This window comes from Aggregatimonas sangjinii (genome assembly GCF_005943945.1).
Taxonomy (GTDB): Bacteria; Bacteroidota; Bacteroidia; order Flavobacteriales; family Flavobacteriaceae; genus Pelagihabitans; species Pelagihabitans sangjinii.
The window spans coordinates 3047174-3064923 of the sequence record NZ_CP040710.1; the positions used below are offsets into that span (position 1 = coordinate 3047174).

17 protein-coding genes are annotated in these 17750 nt (G+C 42.3%); 7 read left to right on the forward strand and 10 right to left on the reverse strand.

All coding sequences use genetic code 11. The annotated features are described in order from the left end of the window. Nucleotides 1-62: 62 nt before the first annotated feature. On the reverse strand, nt 63-2462 hold the full coding sequence (locus FGM00_RS12755; protein ID WP_138853281.1) for a TonB-dependent receptor: 2400 nt from the start codon (nt 2460-2462) through the stop codon (nt 63-65). A 196-nt stretch (nt 2463-2658) separates the two neighbouring features. Between FGM00_RS12755 and FGM00_RS12760 the strand changes: the two genes are divergently transcribed. The 3 genes from FGM00_RS12760 (at nt 2659) to FGM00_RS12770 (ending at nt 5118) form a co-directional block, all read left to right on the forward strand. Next, nucleotides 2659-3252, forward strand: a complete 594-nt coding sequence (locus FGM00_RS12760) for a hypothetical protein (RefSeq protein WP_138853282.1) — start codon at nt 2659-2661, stop codon at nt 3250-3252. An 88-nt stretch (nt 3253-3340) separates the two neighbouring features. After that, entirely contained in the window at nt 3341-4399 is a 1059-nt protein-coding gene (locus FGM00_RS12765) for a sensor histidine kinase (protein ID WP_138853283.1), read from the forward strand. Further along, nucleotides 4396-5118, forward strand: coding sequence for a LytR/AlgR family response regulator transcription factor (locus FGM00_RS12770; RefSeq protein WP_138853284.1), 723 nt, complete (start codon nt 4396-4398; stop codon nt 5116-5118). The genes FGM00_RS12765 and FGM00_RS12770 overlap by 4 nt, the downstream gene beginning before the upstream one ends. Before the next feature lie 10 nt (nt 5119-5128). Here the strand turns inward: FGM00_RS12770 and FGM00_RS12775 are convergent, their stop codons facing one another. Then, nucleotides 5129-5716: a hypothetical protein gene (locus FGM00_RS12775; RefSeq protein WP_138854704.1), complete on the reverse strand. Its 588-nt coding sequence runs from the start codon at nt 5714-5716 to the stop codon at nt 5129-5131. Nucleotides 5717-5835: 119 nt separating this feature from the next. Here FGM00_RS12775 and kdsA point away from each other — a divergent pair, with 119 nt between their 5' ends. Beyond that, nucleotides 5836-6657 carry a 3-deoxy-8-phosphooctulonate synthase gene (gene kdsA / locus FGM00_RS12780; RefSeq protein ID WP_138853285.1) on the forward strand — a complete coding sequence of 274 codons (822 nt, stop codon included), beginning with the start codon at nt 5836-5838 and terminating at the stop codon, nt 6655-6657. Nucleotides 6658-6880: 223 nt separating this feature from the next. Here kdsA and FGM00_RS12785 read toward each other — a convergent pair whose 3' ends face one another. The 7 genes from FGM00_RS12785 to FGM00_RS12815 all read right to left on the reverse strand — a co-directional run bounded on the left by FGM00_RS12785 (nt 6881) and on the right by FGM00_RS12815 (nt 11260). After that, nucleotides 6881-7327 carry a hypothetical protein gene (locus FGM00_RS12785; RefSeq protein ID WP_138853286.1) on the reverse strand — a complete coding sequence of 149 codons (447 nt, stop codon included), beginning with the start codon at nt 7325-7327 and terminating at the stop codon, nt 6881-6883. Between the two features lie 220 nt (nt 7328-7547). Beyond that, nucleotides 7548-7970, reverse strand: coding sequence for a hypothetical protein (locus FGM00_RS12790; RefSeq protein ID WP_138853287.1), 423 nt, complete (start codon nt 7968-7970; stop codon nt 7548-7550). 245 nt (nt 7971-8215) lie between these two features. Further along, on the reverse strand, nt 8216-8935 hold the full coding sequence (locus FGM00_RS12795; RefSeq protein ID WP_138853288.1) for a hypothetical protein: 720 nt from the start codon (nt 8933-8935) through the stop codon (nt 8216-8218). A gap of 89 nt (nt 8936-9024) precedes the next feature. Then, nucleotides 9025-9417: a hypothetical protein gene (locus tag FGM00_RS12800; protein ID WP_138853289.1), complete on the reverse strand. Its 393-nt coding sequence runs from the start codon at nt 9415-9417 to the stop codon at nt 9025-9027. Next, a complete protein-coding gene (locus FGM00_RS12805; protein WP_138853290.1) occupies nt 9395-10417 on the reverse strand; it encodes a hypothetical protein in 1023 nt (340 codons plus the stop codon). Before FGM00_RS12805 ends, FGM00_RS12800 begins: the two co-directional genes overlap by 23 nt. 11 nt (nt 10418-10428) lie before the next feature. Continuing rightward, a complete protein-coding gene (gene tssD, locus FGM00_RS12810; protein WP_138853291.1) occupies nt 10429-10818 on the reverse strand; it encodes a type VI secretion system tube protein TssD in 390 nt (129 codons plus the stop codon). 46 nt (nt 10819-10864) lie between these two features. Beyond that, the gene (locus FGM00_RS12815) at nt 10865-11260 is read right to left on the reverse strand and encodes a hypothetical protein (RefSeq protein ID WP_138853292.1); all 396 of its coding nucleotides are present in this window, start codon (nt 11258-11260) and stop codon (nt 10865-10867) included. 204 nt (nt 11261-11464) lie between these two features. Between FGM00_RS12815 and FGM00_RS12820 the strand changes: the two genes are divergently transcribed. Both FGM00_RS12820 and FGM00_RS12825 read left to right on the forward strand, forming a co-directional pair. After that, on the forward strand, nt 11465-13207 hold the full coding sequence (locus FGM00_RS12820) for a SulP family inorganic anion transporter (RefSeq protein ID WP_138853293.1): 1743 nt from the start codon (nt 11465-11467) through the stop codon (nt 13205-13207). Nucleotides 13208-13258: 51 nt separating this feature from the next. Continuing rightward, on the forward strand, nt 13259-14668 hold the full coding sequence (locus FGM00_RS12825; RefSeq protein WP_138853294.1) for an MBL fold metallo-hydrolase: 1410 nt from the start codon (nt 13259-13261) through the stop codon (nt 14666-14668). 450 nt (nt 14669-15118) lie between these two features. Here the strand turns inward: FGM00_RS12825 and FGM00_RS12835 are convergent, their stop codons facing one another. Further along, complete coding sequence (locus tag FGM00_RS12835) at nt 15119-16501, reverse strand: exonuclease domain-containing protein (RefSeq protein WP_138853296.1); 1383 nt, start codon at nt 16499-16501, stop codon at nt 15119-15121. A 458-nt stretch (nt 16502-16959) separates the two neighbouring features. Here FGM00_RS12835 and FGM00_RS12840 point away from each other — a divergent pair, with 458 nt between their 5' ends. Beyond that, nucleotides 16960-17652: a response regulator transcription factor gene (locus tag FGM00_RS12840; protein ID WP_138853297.1), complete on the forward strand. Its 693-nt coding sequence runs from the start codon at nt 16960-16962 to the stop codon at nt 17650-17652. Nucleotides 17653-17750: the final 98 nt, after the last annotated feature.

A 17750-nucleotide genomic window follows, 5' to 3' on the forward strand; every position in this document is an offset into this window, starting at 1 on the left:
TTGGATTGATTTAGTATGTTCGAGCCATACTATCAAATACCAAACCAAAATCACTTTGAAATCTAGTTTTCGATGCGGTCGTTTTCGTCCTCCAATCCTGTTTTGCGATTGCGTTCTTTTTTGACTTCTTTACTGCCAAAATTATACGTCAAGCTAAAAGCGACCTGTCGGCTATCGCTGCCCCCACTACCATCGATAAAGAGGTTGCCGAATTGTGTTGTTCCGCTCCAAGGCGAAGTGAACAGGATATCGTTAAAAGACAATCGGGAGGTCAGTTTTTCCTTGAAAAACTTTTTCTGAAAAGCGAGGTTCAACGAGCCTAATGCATCTGTTCTGTAGGTGCCGCCCCAAATGGATGGAGAATTGTACCATCCCGAAACTTCGATACGGTATCCCTTGGGCAGAGTAAAGGTGTTTTGTGCATAGCCGCTAAGTGTCTCCTGTGTTACCGGAAGAAATTCGGAACTGGTAGCCTCATATTTGCTTTGGTAGGCGTTCAAGCTGATGTAGACACTCCACCAATCGTTGATTTTTCCGGGATATGAAATACCCAAGTTCACGACCTGTTGGTTGGCTACATTTCTAGAGGTCAGAAAATTTCTTTTCTCCCCGTCGGAAACCGTCACTTGGGCGAAGAAATCGGAAATATAGCTATAACTTAACGCCGTGGTCAACCGATACTTATACGTATGCGACACTTTCAGATTATCTGTATACTGCGGTTGCAGAAATGGATTGCCCCTTCTGGATGACAGTTCGTCTATTTTGTAATCGAAAGGATTCAACGATTGGTAGTTGGGTCGCTGTATGCGTTTGCTATAGGTTAAGGCAAATTGATTCTTGGTATTGTGCTGATAGGTCAAACCTCCTGAGGGGAAAAAATCGACATAATTGCGCTTCACCCTGTTGTTGTTTGCAGTTTCCCCTGCGGTCAGGTCGCCGTCGGATACCGTATTCTCCATGCGGACTCCGAATTGCACGTTCCATTTCTCCCATTTTCTATTGTAATTCAAATAGGCGGCATTGATGTTTTCACTGTAATCGAATTGATTGCTCTGCGAAACATCCAAGGTTTCTCGCCCGTTGATAACATTGAAAAAATCGAAGGTGTTTTCGGTATTCACGAGGGACGTTTTCACACCCACACCGAGCGTGCCCTTCCAAAAAGCCTGCTCATAGTCTAATTTGGCCGTCGCTATGCTGATGGCAATCGGTGTTTCCTGTCTTGTAATCTGCTGGCTGGTAATTTCGGTCTCTGAACCGTTAAAATAAAAGTTGGGCTGAAACGCCTCCCGGTTGCTCCCATACCGCCCATAATCCAGGTCGATATTCAGACTATGTCCGAGTGTATCGGTATAGCGATAGTTGATATTGGCATTTACATTAAAAGAGGTGTTGGCACTGCGGTTGCTAGCGATTAAAACACTGTCGTTCAAAACCGCCCCCACGGGCCGTATTGGCGTTCGGGATTCATTGTTGCCAAATGAATTGTTGAAGTTTCCATTGAGAATCGTTCCTATGGTGCTTTTGGAGGATGCGGTATAGTCGTACCCCAATTTGATATTGTTGCTGTTCTGATCAAAAACACTATTGGTCTTGGCGTCGAATTCCAAATCGCCCTGTCTTCTAAAAAGATTTAAAAATCCCGTGCTTTTTCCAAATCGGTTACTGTAAGTACCGTAAAGATTTCCTTTTTTCCCTCTTTGGTTAAAAGAAATACTATTGTTATACCGGGCAAGATCACCCACCGTTACGCCAGTGGTAACCGACCCATTGGTGCCGAGGCTTTTATCTTTTTTTAATTTGATATTGATGATACCCGCATTACCCGCTGCATCATATCTCGACGAGGGCTGGGTGATGATTTCCAGCGATTCGATATCGGTCGCCTGAAGGCTTTCCAAATAATTGATTAAATCTTCTCCTTGCAGCACCGAAGGTTTCCCATCAATATAAAACTGAACGCCCGCCTTGCCTTCCACAATTACTCCTCCATTATTGTCAATAATGACACCTGGGGCCTTTCGCAACAATTCGAAGGCACTCGTACCGGTAGCGTTGATGGTATTCTCCACATTAAAAACAGTCTTATCGGCCAATACCTGTACCATGGGTTTTTCGGCAACGACGACCACCTCTTCGAGATTTTCAGCGGCTTCGACGAGTATGATTTCCTCCAATTGCACATCACCATTATCAATCGCAAGCGGTTTCCGATAGTCTGCAAATCCGATGTTGGATATTTGCAATAAGTATGTGCCTTTGGAAATTCCCTTTAATTCAAAAAAACCATCTTCCCGGCTTGCCGTCGCCTTCACTAAAACACTGTCTTTGGAATTGTTCAATAGCACCGTGGCAAACGCCAAAGGTTCTTTTTCGGCATTTAAAAGGGTTCCCGTAACATTTTGGGCTTGTAACGCTATTCCGTAGAGACAACAGGCAAAAAGTAGCAATCTAATCATGTTGTTGGTATTTATAATTCAATACAAACCTCCTTTTATATCCCGTCCCTTGGAATCCAAAAACGACCAACCGACCTATAAGCAGATGAAATGGGTTACGGACCATCCGTCTGTCTATAGGGCCATTCAACTGAAATGATTATGTTCTATATAGCATCGGTCATAGATTTACATCGCATTTTAAAACCTAAAATCTATGAGAACAATAATACTTTGCTTAATAGCTTTTTGCAGCGCAGCCATTTCGGCCCAAGAACAGGATTATCTTGCGATTATGTTGGAGAGTGATATAACGAATGAAATCAACTATCCCCCGGGAACGGAATTCTTTCTTTTTGACGATTCAGGGAATCTAGTGGCATCGAACGAAAATTTGACACGACCCTTTAGCATTAAGGAGCGGCACGTTCTAATCGTCACACCTACATACAAGGAAGACACCGATCGATTCGTGCTTACATCGGGAACCATTGAAATGAAATCGCCTAAAAGACATCAGCAACAAGGCGAAAAGGCAAATCATACCGTTTATAAAGACGACGATAAGGGTGTGATTACCGCTAAAAAAGAGTATTTTGAATCGGAGATTCCCGGCACGAAAAACCTGTTATTGGTTTTCGATAATGAGCTGGTATTTCGCTATTTTGATGGTCAGGCAAGGGCCTGGTATCAAGGGGATGAATTGCCTGTAGAAGGAAACTATCTAGTGGCTTTGCCATCGAAAGTCGCCAAAATCAGTTACAATCCGGACAATGGCGAAGTATGGTGGGTTTTTGAAACTACCCCATGAACCCCTCCTATTGCTTTAGCTAGTGACACCTGAGACATAAAGAATAAGGTGCCCTCACCAATTCAAACGAATCGTTAAATCCGCATCGATGAGATCCATTTCACGCAACATACGCCTAAAAGAGCTGCTCGCCATTTTACTATTTTACTTTGCTTTTTCACTATTATACCATATCGTACTTTGGTATACGAGCTATGCAAATACCGAAGAGGGCATATGGGGTTGGATCGATGCGGAACGCTACTGGCTTGCCTCGGGAGAGCAATATGCTTTCTTTTTTCTCTTATCCATCATCATCTGGTTTCTTGGAATATATTTGCTTCGTACCAAGCGTACTCCTTATCAGATGCTGGCCGTGTTCCTGCTTATCCCGCCTGGCATCTATTTTGTTCGGGAATTCCGATACGGTTTGATAGATGCCGCTGGACAAGGCAGACTGCGTGGAAACGGCGAGGCATGGGACCTATACATTCCCCTACTCTTTCTCTTCTTTCAATTTGGCTGTTTTTTCGCTTACCGTTATTTTAAGGAAAATCAACAAAAAATACGGGTGGAGGGCGAACTACGGCAGGCAGCATTAAAGAGTGAATTGTCGGCCATTAAGGCACAACTCAACCCACATTTTCTATACAATGTCTTTAATACCATTAATGCCTCCATACCTTCAGAACATGAAAAGACCAGGGATATGATCGCAGAACTGTCCGATTTATTCCGGTATCAGCTCAAAGCCTCACAGCAGGAGTATGTAACGCTAAGGGAGGAACTCGCCTTCGTTCGAAAATACCTGAATCTTGAAAAAGCACGGTTCGAAGATCGTTTACGAATTCATATCGACGTAGCGGAACATCTGATGGAGGAACAGGTACCGCCCATGTTACTGCAACCCCTTGTAGAAAATTCGGTGAAACACGGCCTGGCCAGTCTTATCGAAGGTGGGGACATATCGATAACCATCTTTAAGGAAGAGGGCAAACTACGCTTCGAAATTTCGGATACCGGGGTGGGTATCGCTGATAAATCCGATGTGTTTGACAAGGGAATCGGGCTGCAAAACACCCGTCTGAGACTCCAAAAAATGTATGAGAGCCATTTGGAACTGATTGATAATACACCGCAAGGACTTACCATACGCTTCAGTATATGAAAAAAGTGCTTATAGTAGATGATGAAAAGGCCGGACGGACACTGATCAAAGAGTATCTGACCGATTTTCCCGACCTGATATTACTGGGGGAAGCCAACAATGGCGTTGATGCGGTGAAGCAGATCAACGAGTTTCGACCGGATTTGGTTTTTCTCGACATTCAGATGCCGGGCATGACCGGTTTTGATGTCCTTACCCATCTCCAAGAACTACCAAAAATCATTTTCTCCACGGCCTATGACAAATACGCCCTCCAGGCGTTCGAAGTCCACGCTGTTGACTATTTGCTGAAACCGTATACCAAGGAACGGTTCAACAAGGCCATTGAAAAATTGGGGCAGGGGAATGAAAAACTCGGTTCGCTTACCCAGAGTTTACTCATGGAAAAACCGGACTATCCCGAACGCGTGCTGGTCGAGCGCAGCACCAAACTGATTACCATTGCCGTAAGTGATATTCTGTGGGTAGAGGCCTATGGCGATTACTCCAAATTGCATACGGCCTCGGAAATTCTCTTGAGCAATTACGGGATTTCGGCACTTGAGGAAAAATTGAATCCCGCATCTTTCTTACGGGTACATCGCTCATCGATGGTCAATCTCAACAGAATAAAAGAGCTTCATAAATACGGAAAGTCGTATGACATTACCATGCAAAACGGTGATGTGGTGCGCGTAAGCCGTGGTTATATGGAAGCCATTAAGAAAATAATGCTTTAAAGGTACCTTCCTAATATTTGATTACTGGCTTTCTGTTCCTTCGCTTCGTCGCCACCCAGCCGAAGGTAAAATTGAACAAGGGGCCATATCCGTCAAGAACCCCATCGCCCCGGTAGTAGCCGAGCCCCAATTCCGCCGTAAAATTGAACCCTTTGGGATACGTACGTTGAATGCCGTACACCCCACCATAAAAAGCCAATGCAAAATCGCTGGGAGCATCCAAATTGTTGGAAAGCTGTAACGGGGCCCAGAACACGCTTCGGGCAGCGGAAAGGTAATCCCCGGAATTGCCGGTGACGTTTTTTCGCATATCCAACCTCCGTTTAAAATTATGATAATACCGAAGCCTGGTATGCCATGCAAAACCAAAGGTGTATCCCTCGGAGTATGTGGCAATGGCGGGGCCCAAACTGGTGGATACGCTTACGTTTCGAAAAAGTCCTAATTCATAGCTTACCCCAGGACCGAACATATTCAGTTTCACCTGATGCCGTTCCAAATTGATGAGTCCGTTGCCCTGCTCCGAAATTTTACGGATTTGGCCATGTAAGTAAATGGAAAAGGACAAAAGGAAGAGCAGGAGGATGTTTTTCGACATGTCTTGTACGGTATTGGTATCGTTGTTCGGTTTGCGGATTCCCAATCTCGGAGAAACCTACCCCATAAATCTAAAAAGGAAACCACAGCGAAACACTATCTTTGTGTAAACTTTAAGAAATGGATTTAGCGCGTATTCCCCAATTGAAACATAGTAACAGCGATAATTTTTTCCTCCTCTCCGGGCCCTGTGCCATTGAGGGCGAAGAAATGGCATTGCGTATTGCGGAACGTATCGTTACGGTTACCGATAAACTGAAGATACCGTATGTCTTTAAGGGAAGTTTTAAAAAAGCGAACCGCAGCCGTGTCGATTCCTTTACCGGTATCGGGGATGAAAAAGCGCTCAAAATTCTGCGAAAAGTTTCGGAGACCTTTGAGGTACCTACAGTGACGGATATTCATCAGAATTCCGATGCCGAAATGGCCGCAGAGTATGTTGATGTCTTACAAATTCCGGCCTTTTTAGTACGCCAGACCGATTTAGTGGTCGCGGCCGCCGAAACGGGGAAAGTGGTAAATCTTAAGAAAGGCCAGTTTATGTCGCCTGAAAGTATGAAGCATGCTGTAACCAAGGTAACCGATTCCGGGAACCAGCAGGTGATGATTACCGACCGAGGTACCATGTTCGGCTATCAGGATATGGTAGTCGATTTTCGCGGAATCCCGACCATGAAGGCCTACGCCCCAGTAGTGCTCGATGTCACACATAGCCTACAGCAACCGAACCAATCTTCAGGGGTTACCGGTGGACGGCCCGATATGATCGAAACCATTGCCCGAGCTGGAATCGCCACCGGCGTAGACGGACTCTTTATGGAAACCCATTTCGACCCCTCGATCGCCAAAAGTGATGGAGCCAATATGCTGCATTTAGATCATTTGGAGAAATTGTTGGGGAATTTGGTGGCATTGCGGAAGGTGGTGAATGGGTTGGGGTGAAATCAGTAACAAGTGCGTCGCTTCACTAAGCACTATCTCATAAAGTGTCTTTAAACTTGCCCTCTTTTATCGTAAGATTGCTTATTATTCTCTTGAGACAATTCACAATACTATTATGATATCCTAAATATAATAAATGGTCAAAATCTCTTCTTACTATCCAATTAATTGAATGAGTGAATTTGAACCGATATAACAATACAAGGTTAAAATTCAGCTTTATTTAATTCATCAGCTCATGACTAGATAAGTCTATCTCCACCTTGCTGTAAATAGTTGGTTTATCACTGTATAAATACTTTAACGTCAAGCTATCTCTAGTAAGCTGAACGATTCTATAAAAAGGTTCATTATCTTTGAAAATGGTATCATTGGAAATCTTATAATCAAATTTGAACGCCATGCCTGCTTTATACTCGACAAGTTTCCCTTGTTCCTCGAACTCTAAATAGAAGTGTTCAAATCCTTCGTCCTCATACTTTGTCCAAATTTTACTCGCCTTACTATATTTCAATTGGTTTTCCGTATCGTCATCAAATTCAATCTTAAGTTGCTCTTTTATTGGCCTAGAGTAGTCCCAGATTCCAATAATTTCGGATTTTGCGTTCTCCTCACATGAACAGAACACTAAGAGTATCAACAACAATAAAAATAATCTAATCTTTATCATTTTGAAATTTTAAAAATTTATTTGAAGCGGTTCCATTTATCTTATCCACTTATCGAAATCCGTGAAACCAGCAGCCTTTATTTCGGCTGTATCCCTCACTCGTCACAGACGAGCGCTAGGGGTTTACCTTAATTTATCTGGTTTTGCACTAAAATTAGAACTCAATAGTCAATGAAGCGAAAAATATTTACTAAATATTCAATTTAGTTTATTCATGAGACTATTTTGTAATCCAAATCAGAACACCTAATACCCCCAAAGTACTCATAAATAAATAAAATGGCACATACAACAATCTCCATTTTTTTTGAGTGGTAGATTCGTTTGCAAATTCATTTATGATTTTTTCACATTTATCATCTATACTAAAGAATAAATAACTTATTCCTAAAAATACCGAGCCACACAGTATTATCTTGATAAGACCTATATTATCAAAGATGATATCATTTATATCTCTATTTATTAAAATGGTCGTCGCGTATAGGATTAAGGAAAAATGAAACAGCATTGTTAGAGCTGAGGTAGTCATTGAAGCATCCTTAGGGTCATCCTCTCCCAATGCTTTGGTAAACATATATTGCTGGTAAAACCAGTAGCGATAGAACTTAGGAGCCCTGACCCTTTTCAACCATTCCATCATAGTTTTGAAAATATGGTTTTTTGCTTACGTACTTCAAGGTTATCTATTTTAATTTGCCGCTCTTCCATAACGCGTTCTCTTTCTTCCTGCTCTGATGGCGCAACATACTCAACCTCGAAGTCCAATTCAGAAGTAAAAGATTTTATGCGCTCTTTAAAAGGTGCAAGGCGGTGCTGACCAAAGGTGATTAAATCGGATTGTGTTATTAATGATCGTGCTCGTCTTCCTCTGATACAGCTGCTATATCAATAGTGGTCGGAACTCATTGGTATCTCATTGTCAAATCCGCTGAAATTAAACTTCATGGGAACCTCTTTAGGGAAATTTTTGACATCGGCCCCCATCGCCCTTAATTGCTCATTGATTAAATAACCCTTAAAATAAGCATCCGACGTATGAAGCAGCTCAACATGAATGTCGTTATACGGTTCGAAATAATCCCAATCTATAATACCATAATCGTCTCTGGCGTGGGGTGCATAATTGTAGTTACTTACAATAGAGTCTGTTGCTCTATTGTATACCTCCAAAAATCCCAAACCATCCCAATCAGTTATAAAACTTTTTATCCTTTCGGACATGTAGGTAATCGTCTTGTTTTTCTTATTGGCTTCAGGTAGTTGCTTGCGCACTAGTTTAGAGTAGGCTGGACAGGTTTCTAACAGTTTCAGTACAAAATCACTTGCGAATGTAAGAGCTATATTCTTTTTATCGGTACTCTTGATTCGCTTCGCAATCTCTTGTCTTACCGCCAATATAAGTTCTTTATTGTTCTCACCCACATCGATCGCTCCCGACATCATTTTTGATAAAATCTCATCTTTTGATTCTGTGAGGTCAACTTGTTCCAGTGTTACGCAGTACTTGAGAGAAAGTTGTTTGATGCCATCTTTTTGACGTTCGGAATTGCAATTTAAAAAAGATAACGAAACTATTACAAGGCTAATTGCTGATTTTATCTTCATAAAAATTTGTTAGTTCAAGGCCGTCTGAATAAATCCGGAATCCAAATCCTTTCATTCCAAATTTAACTATTCTTGTAAGATAAATTTTATCAATCCTTGAATTGATTACGTTTCGGTTTAGTAAACCAAAGACCCGCCGACTTTATTTGAGCTGAATCCGTTACTGGATAATCAAGCTGTATTTCTCCCCAAGTTGGATTATCAGCAGCATACCTAACTCGAAAAAATTTATCCTTGACTATTGAATAATCCCCTTCAAATTTATTGGGTACTCTGATTTTTTGGCCATCAACAAAATAAGTGAAATATATTTCAGGTGAAGAGCTGAGAGCCCTAGAATATCCTGTGACCTTTGCAATCGTATACGTACTATTGTCAGTAATTTCTGACTGGTAATATTTTGAAAATATATAAAGCAAAAACAGGAAGAGCAAACCTCCTGTCAGGATAAGAATATTTTCATTCCTCCTTTCTAGACCCATAATCTTCAGATTTTGCGACCTTATTTATCCCTATTCTAAAAACCATATTCATTGATTTGTCCAGAAAAACACTCATAGGCTTTGAAAGTTCGCCAATTGGCCCAGAAAAGGATTTATTAAATTTACCTCCGAGATAAGATTTCGTCTTTCTGTTGAACATATTTTTAGAGGCCTCCTCCAAAGAATTAATTTCAAACCCATCTTTTAGAGAATAATCAATAGTTGAATTTAAAAACATCGCACCGGGCTTGCTAAAAACTGCACTATTGGTTATATCGGCCCAATCAACATTTAAAGGATTCATATCATGGTCTAAAATAACTTGGTTGAAGTATTGCTCTCCAAACTCAGTTGCACCGTTTGCGAATGCTGTGCGCCCGGAGTTAAGAGCAAAAGCCTTCCCCAAACTCGGTAAGGCCGTACTCTCCCCAAAGGCCAACAATACTGGCAACGCTTCAGCAGCCCCGATTATCATAACTGGAGCGGCGAGGGTTACGGTGAAAATCATTTTCTCATCAACGGTATCATAAGCCGCCGATATTTTTCTATCCTCTTTTTCACTCACCGTAATCCTTAGCATACTTGCGAAGAGCGCCTTCGAACTGGAAATAATCTTACTTATCTCAGGGTCGTATATTTCTAGTTCTCGAACACGCTGAGAACCCACAGAAGAGGCATGAGAAAATCCATTATTAATAGGTGTAGCAGAGCCCTCTTGATCAATTATAAAATATCTATTCCTTCCAAGCATGTTTCTCTGATGAGAGATACCATCAACGTGTTTTCCGTCAACTGTAAACCACCAATCATAGGTTTTTGTTGATGGTGTAGTAAGCTCGTTTAATAGATAACGTTGATAAGCATTGGCAACCGTACTTTTAATTTTTCGCTTGTCACTTGAGGAAAGTTTTCCGTTTTTTCCAACACGAAGCCCTTTTAGCGATTTGCCAATTGCTTTTTTTAAACTTTGTTTCCGACTATTTATCGTTGCTACATCCATTGCTACCAGTGTTACTCTCCCCAACTATTCTCAAATGTCATATCGCCTATAACGATTGTCTTTGCCGATATGACGATATGCTTTTGCATCGGAAAAGCGTCGTCTGCTTCAAATTCTTCTTCTAGATGCACACAATATGCCTTGGTAAAGGCCACTTTCTGCAACTGCGACATTGCATCCCTTTTATAAAAAATCAAAGCACCGTCTTTGGTCTGCTCTGGCTCTTTCATCCAATGGTGCAGGTCAAGACGACCTTCTGACTCTACGGTTAGACTTATTTGCCCACCACGGGGTCTTCCCGCAGGTTTGCCGGTGCCATCCATAGGCTGATCGAAGGCGTAGTTGCATCGAAGGATATTATATGTTTGGCCATCGACATGAAGTTTTGCTAAAAAAGACATAGTTGTGGGTTATTTTAAAGATTAGATTGTATATAAAGTAATTACGTTACAATGAGTTTAAAAGGTTGTTCAGCTCCATCTCCTTTTTTTCATCAAGAGCCGTAACCGATTCGGCGACAAAACTAAATTTGAGTAGTGATTCCATTAACTTTTTGTCAAATTCTTCCCGATACTCGGTAACTGACGCATTATAAAAACAATACTTGAAATACCCTAGCTGATTTTCTTGTTTATCGAGATAATGTGTTATCAGAAACACTTCTTGTAAACCTCCATCCATTATCCAAGGAGATATCTCAACGATATCTTGCGCTTTAATAGTACAATTTACTTGAGTTGTTTTTTTACCACTTTCCGGGTCCTTGCCAAATTTTAAACGAGATTCAAGTACGCGATAAAACACGTTTCTATACCCTAAAAACTGTGTTTGCCTACGTACCATCTACAAATTCGGTTACAGAAATTCACTAAAGCAATCTAAGTTAAACATAAAAACCATATTTAGTGAAAACTTTTCGACAAAGCGCTCATTACCAAAACCAAAAAAGCATTCTCACGGTCTGTCGCATTCAAGCAGCAACCCTCAGAACAAGTAGTTCTCCTTCCCGCCCCAATCCTATTTTAGATTTTACGCTACCTTTGCCCCATGCAGAAAATCTTTCCATTTTTAGGATGGTTGGGTAGTTACCGAAAAAGGGACTTCCTAAAAGATTTGGTTGCAGGACTGACCGTCGCCGTCGTATTGATACCCCAAGGTATGGCCTATGCCATGATTGCCGGGTTGCCGCCCGTTTACGGCCTCTATGCGTCCATAGTTCCCATACTGCTCTACGCGGTATTGGGCACCTCGCGACAAGTCGCCATGGGACCTGTGGCCATGGATTCGCTCTTGGTCGCCGCCGGTTTGGGAACCTTGGCCATTACAGGCGTCGAAAACTATATCGCCATGGCCCTAGTGTTGGCCTTTTTGGTCGGGGCGATTCAACTATTATTGGGTATCAGCCGTATGGGTTTTTTGGTACGTTTTCTCTCGAGACCCGTCATTAGCGGCTTTACTTCCGGTGCCGCGTTGATCATCATTTTCAGCCAACTGAAACACTTGATGGGTACCGACGTTCAGGAAAGTCAATTCTTCCACCAACAAGTCGTCAATGCCTTTCAAAGTCTGGGGGATATCAATTATTACGATTTTACTCTCGGAGTCGTCGGCATCGTGCTGATTGTCCTATTCAGGAAATGGGACAAGCGTATCCCCGGGGTATTGATCGTGGTCTTATTGGGTATTCTGTCGGCCTACGTCTTCGATTTGGAAGCCCACGGACTTCATATCGTGGGTGTGGTTCCCGAGGGATTACCTGCCTTTCAAGTCCCCAATATCGATTTGGGCAATATCAAATCACTTTGGCCTATTGCGATTACACTCGCCCTGGTAGGCTATCTGGAAACAATATCTATCGGAAAAGCCATCGAGGAAAAAAATAGCACCGACCATATCGACCCCAATCAGGAATTGGTGGCCCTTGGCGTATCGAACATTGTCGGTTCTTTTTTTCAATCCTACATCTCCACCGCAAGTTTCTCCAGGTCGGCCATTAACAACGACTCTGGCGCCCGTACGCATTTGTCGTCTATTTTTAGTGTGGTTCTTGTCGTGCTCACCCTACTCTTTTTAACGCCGCTGTTCTATTATTTGCCCAAGGCCGTTTTGGCCAGTATTATCATGGTATCGGTTTTCGGCCTGATCAATATCATCTACCCCAGAGGGCTTTGGCAACAGAGCAGAGGAGAGCTAGTGGTGCTGATGGCGACGCTTGCGGCTACTTTATTCATTGGGCTGCCGCAAGGTATTCTTATTGGGGTGCTGTTCTCCTTACTATTGATGGTTTACAAAACTTCGAACCCGCACTTTGCGGTGTTAGGCAACATCAGAAATTCCGACTATTATAAAAATGTAAAACGTTTTGGGGATGAAGTGGTTCTAAGGGATGATTTGTTGATCATTCGATTTGATGCGCAATTGTATTTTGGGAATTCGGACTATTTCAAAAATGAATTGCTGCGACAGATAAATTTAAAAGGGAAAAGCTTGAAGGCGGTAATTCTAAATGCGGAAGCGATAACGTATATCGATTCCACTGGAGCGAACATCCTGAGCCGGGTTATCGACACTATTCACAATCGGGGACTGCAATTTTATATTGCGGGAGCTATTGGCCCGACCAGGGATACGATTTATCAAAGCGGTATCATCAATTCCTTGGAAAAGGAATATCTTTTTGTAAAGACGAAAGAGGCCGTAGCGTACTATGATGATCCGAAGACCATCTCCGAAATACAGGACAAAGTGGCACATCAAAATAGTTCTCGTGTGACCAAGGTCATATCATAGAAAATTTAAGAAGCGTACTTTTGTGCGTCAATAGAATCAAGCATTGTAACCATGAAAATAGAACAGATTTATACCGGATGCCTTGCACAAGGCGCGTACTATATTGAAAGTGAAGGGGAAGTTGCTATCATAGACCCCCTACGAGAGGTAGACCCCTACATCAAAAAAGCCGAAAATGACCAGGCCAAAATCAAGTATATTTTTGAAACGCACTTTCACGCCGATTTCGTAAGTGGCCATGTTACCTTGTCCGAAAAGACTGGGGCCCCGATTATCTTCGGCCCAAATGCAAATACCTCCTTTAAAGCGATCATCGCCAAGGACGGACAGGAATTCGCACTCGGAAACATTACCATCAAAGTACTGCACACTCCAGGACATACCATGGAAAGTACCACTTACCTTTTACGCGATGAAGATGGAAAAGACCATGCGATCTTCTCGGGAGATACCTTATTCCTAGGAGATGTAGGAAGACCCGACCTGGCACAAAAAGCAGCGGACATGACCAAAGAGGACCTAGCAGGGACGTTATTCGATAGTCTTCGGACCAAAATAATGCCTTTGGCCGATGACGTTATTGTGTATCCTGCCCACGGCGCTGGTTCGGCATGTGGTAAAAATATGATGAAGGAAACGGTGGATACCCTGGGGAACCAGAAAAAAATGAATTATGCCCTTCGCGCCGACATGACCAAGGAGGAGTTTATTAAAGAAGTTACCGACGGCCTGTTGCCCCCACCAAAGTATTTTCCGCTCAATGTGAAAATGAATAAGGAGGGTTACGAAGACATTAAGGAGGTTTTACAACGTGGCACTACGGCTTTAAGTCCCGAGGCATTCGAAACCGCAGCCAATGAAACGGGTGCCGTTGTACTAGATGTGCGCCATCAGGACGAATTTGTTAAAGGTCACATTCCGCGTGCTATTTTTATCGGTCTCAATGGGGATTTTGCGCCTTGGGTAGGCGCTTTGATCGCCGATACCTTACAACCGATACTGCTCGTTGCGCCGGTCGGAAAGGAGGAAGAAGCCATTACCCGATTATCACGCGTCGGTTTTGACGGAACCATAGGATACCTAGATGGCGGATTCGACGCTTGGGAAAAGGCCGGAAAGGATATCGATACGTTGGAATCCTATTCCGCCGAAAAATCAATGGCGCGATTGAAGGAGTCCGCGACACCGGTATTCGATGTACGAAAGGAAGGGGAGTTTGCCTCGGAGCATGTGTTAGACGCCCACCACACACCCTTAAGCACATTAAACGACCATCTTTCCAAATTTCCGAAAGATCGCGAATTTTTTGTGCATTGTGCGGGAGGGTATCGATCGGTAATCGCTGCTTCTATTCTGAAGAGTCGTGGTTTTCATAACCTCATCAATATCGAAGGTGGTTTTGGGGCATTGAAAAAGATGGGCGCCAAGACATCTGATTTTGTCTGTCCGTCTACTTTGTAGGGACGACAAAATTTTCATCTTACGAAATTTAAAAAGCACCAATTTGATGTGATTACATCAATATTTAATAGGTTTTGTTACGAATTTTACAAACGTTAAGAAAATCTTAATATTTTTTGAAGAATTAGTACCTAAATTCCCTATATTTAATAAGAAGTACTCTACGAAGAATGATAAAAAATTTTATTGAACGTATAGGAGCAATGAATTGTGTAATGCTCCTAGTAGTCATTTCGATTATTATCGTTTCGGAATATATCTTTCTAACAGGAGATAAATTGGATGCTATCTTTATAGCATTCTGGGCGCCGACCATACTTGGTTTTATGAATTATCTGAAGTTCAGGAAATAATGGATTTTATACTGCTTTATTCTATTTTGGTCTCCATCGTTTTTGCGGTGTGGCTGCTCTTCGTCATCCGGATGTACCGGAAACTGAACGACTGAACTTACACGATTGATTTCTCTGAGATCGAATGTACCCTTGCTTCATTTTTTCTTATATAGGCCCTTAAAATCCGTTCGGTATCCAAGGTGTTCTTCTGCGGAATAATAAATGCTTCGATATCTTGCTCGTTGTTAAGTTGGGCATCTTTTGTCACAAAACCATAACCACAATAGCTGCCATCCTTAATCCGTACAAAAGCTTCTTCCTCGTAATTCCTTCCTTTCTCTTTTATCCAGATATCCTCTTTATCAACTGACATCGCAGATACTGCCTCGGCCACCCTAGTATTGTATAAATTCGCCGGCTCATCACCCCTACAAACACCTTCGCATTGTGTAATGCTGTAATGACTGCAGGCGCCATTGGTTTCCTGCAAATGGCAAAACTTGGGGCATAGCCGGTATGTTTTGCAAAATTCCGTCAGAAAGGAGCGGCATTCGGTCGGACTGTAACAGACATACAAGGGCCTGGGCACCAACTTGAGCTTATTGAACGCGAGGTGCATCACCCCATTCCTATCCTCATAGGAAAAGATACCATATTGCTGTACAGCACGTTTTTGGGCCCGATTGTACTCCGGATAATGATGCTTGATGGCGGCGGATTCCATCAATAATGCCACCAACTCACTCCCCGAAAGCTCAAAATCAATATCCGCGGTTGCTTGGCAGAGTCGCACTTCCTTGTTCGCCTTATCGTAAAAATGGCTGAGCACCCGCTTTCTGATATTGACCGCCTTGCCCACATAAATAATCTTACCGGATGTATTCTTAAAATAGTAGATTCCCGGAGCACTGGGTAATCGTTCAAAAGTTTCTTTAGGCAGCCCAGGTGGCAAGGTGGCCTCTTGGGAACGGGCATTCAAAAATTGCTTGAACACCTTTTCCGCACCGTCGGTCCGAAGGAGTTTTTTGAAAAGTAGCATGGTCGCATGCGCATCGCCTCGAGCGCGATGCCTATCGGTCAATGGAATCCCGAGGGCCGAACAAAGTTTGCCCAGACTGTAGGAATGGTATCCCGGCAGTAACTTTCTTGAAAGGCGAACCGTGCAGAGTTTTTTCCGCACGAAATCCAATCCGATATTCTTGAATTCGTTTTTAATTACATTGTAATCGAAATTGACACTATGCGCCACGAAAATGGCACCGCTTGTAATTTCCAGTATCTGTGGTGCGATCTCATTAAGCTTTGGAGCATTGCGAACGGTATCGTTATCGATACCGGTGAGTCTCGTGATAAAATATGGAATTTCACATTCGGGATCGACAAGCGAAGTAAACTCCTCAACTACCTCATACCCATCGAATTTAAAGATGGAAATCTCGATAATCCGGTTTCCTTTAATCCCGTTTCCGGTGGTTTCTATGTCAATTATAGTATACAATGAACACTTCAAAATTAGTCGAAGTATAAAGGTAGTACCTTCTTTGCGAAAAGCAAGGCGTGTTACCTAAACCTCAATTCAAAAGATGATAGTCAGGCTTAAAATTCAATATCCGATGGAACGTTTGATTGTGGATTCACCACACTCATGTCTTGCAGAGGCCCTCAACTTCAATATTCATTCTCGGCTGTGAAAAGCCGTCCGTTTCCGTGAAGACTATCTTCTTGATGAAAGAAAACGACTTTGAAGATGTTACGCGGTCAAAGTGATTCGAACCTACCCCATGTCCAGCAGCTGATCCTGAGTGTGGTTTTCCCAACAGCAAAAAGCGGATAAGTTGCTCGATATATTGCTCTGTGCATATTTACTATTTGTACACTAAAACTTACTAACCATACAAAATTCAACTTAGCCAATTGTAAGCTTTGGTATCTTTAAGAGAACAACAATCAGCCCCAATGAAACGAAATGAGACCAATGGTCTAGCCAAACCGCTTTTCTATGGTAGGCACTCCTATCTTTCAAGGATGTTCAATATTTTGGACTCTGATGATTGTTCCAAAGGTCTCATGATAGCGATCAGCCTTCTCGATCAAAAAAACTTTCTATATTTCAATAAGGCGTTCCGGTCATTCATAGGAAAAAAGATAGATGCGCTAACCGATCAAGGGTGGGAATATTGGTATCAAAGTATTTGCTCTCAGGAAGCGCCAATCGTAAAAAACAGAATACGGAATTTCTTTGGCGCACCTTATGACCGAAAGCCCATAACCTTAAGGTACCATCTCTACGATTGGGGAGAAAACCTCATTTACCTTAGGCATGAAATCATCCTTTACAAATTAGGACATACCACCATGGCCCTAAATTACTTTTACGATGTCTCTGAAAAAGAGCGCTTGGAAAATTGCCTGCACATTAAAAGAGAACGCGACATCATTGATGAAGAAAATGGGAAAGGATTGATTTCCTCCCGAGAAAAAGAAGTACTTCAATTGGTAGCAGAAGGGCATTCCTCTAAACAGATCGCGGATATCTTATTCATTAGCAATCATACAGCGATATCGCATAGAAAACATCTCATAGAAAAATTTAAAGTGAAAAATACCGCACAATTGATAAAAAAAGCTTCGAAGATTATGGAGCTCTAATACGGTTTTCAATGCCTTCACATTGAAATATTTCCTGATACCCATCACCATACGGGTAAAAGTCAACATAGAATTAGGAATATAGAAACAGAAGTGTT

Excerpts from the sequence above, each read along its gene's own strand:
- FGM00_RS12815 (WP_138853292.1), bottom strand. The coding sequence starts at position 11,260 with ATGGTACGTAGGCAAACACAGTTTTTAGGGTATAGAAACGTGTTTTAT.
- tssD (WP_138853291.1), bottom strand. The coding sequence starts at position 10,818 with ATGTCTTTTTTAGCAAAACTTCATGTCGATGGCCAAACATATAATATC.
- FGM00_RS12770 (WP_138853284.1), top strand. The coding sequence starts at position 4,396 with ATGAAAAAAGTGCTTATAGTAGATGATGAAAAGGCCGGACGGACACTG.
- FGM00_RS12805 (WP_138853290.1), bottom strand. The coding sequence starts at position 10,417 with ATGGATGTAGCAACGATAAATAGTCGGAAACAAAGTTTAAAAAAAGCA.
- FGM00_RS12760 (WP_138853282.1), top strand. The coding sequence starts at position 2,659 with ATGAGAACAATAATACTTTGCTTAATAGCTTTTTGCAGCGCAGCCATT.
- FGM00_RS12840 (WP_138853297.1), top strand. The coding sequence starts at position 16,960 with ATGAAACGAAATGAGACCAATGGTCTAGCCAAACCGCTTTTCTATGGT.
- FGM00_RS12765 (WP_138853283.1), top strand. The coding sequence starts at position 3,341 with ATGAGATCCATTTCACGCAACATACGCCTAAAAGAGCTGCTCGCCATT.
- FGM00_RS12775 (WP_138854704.1), bottom strand. The coding sequence starts at position 5,716 with ATGTCGAAAAACATCCTCCTGCTCTTCCTTTTGTCCTTTTCCATTTAC.
- FGM00_RS12755 (WP_138853281.1), bottom strand. The coding sequence starts at position 2,462 with ATGATTAGATTGCTACTTTTTGCCTGTTGTCTCTACGGAATAGCGTTA.
- FGM00_RS12790 (WP_138853287.1), bottom strand. The coding sequence starts at position 7,970 with ATGATGGAATGGTTGAAAAGGGTCAGGGCTCCTAAGTTCTATCGCTAC.
- kdsA (WP_138853285.1), top strand. The coding sequence starts at position 5,836 with ATGGATTTAGCGCGTATTCCCCAATTGAAACATAGTAACAGCGATAAT.
- FGM00_RS12825 (WP_138853294.1), top strand. The coding sequence starts at position 13,259 with ATGAAAATAGAACAGATTTATACCGGATGCCTTGCACAAGGCGCGTAC.
- FGM00_RS12820 (WP_138853293.1), top strand. The coding sequence starts at position 11,465 with ATGCAGAAAATCTTTCCATTTTTAGGATGGTTGGGTAGTTACCGAAAA.
- FGM00_RS12795 (WP_138853288.1), bottom strand. The coding sequence starts at position 8,935 with ATGAAGATAAAATCAGCAATTAGCCTTGTAATAGTTTCGTTATCTTTT.
- FGM00_RS12800 (WP_138853289.1), bottom strand. The coding sequence starts at position 9,417 with ATGGGTCTAGAAAGGAGGAATGAAAATATTCTTATCCTGACAGGAGGT.
- FGM00_RS12785 (WP_138853286.1), bottom strand. The coding sequence starts at position 7,327 with ATGATAAAGATTAGATTATTTTTATTGTTGTTGATACTCTTAGTGTTC.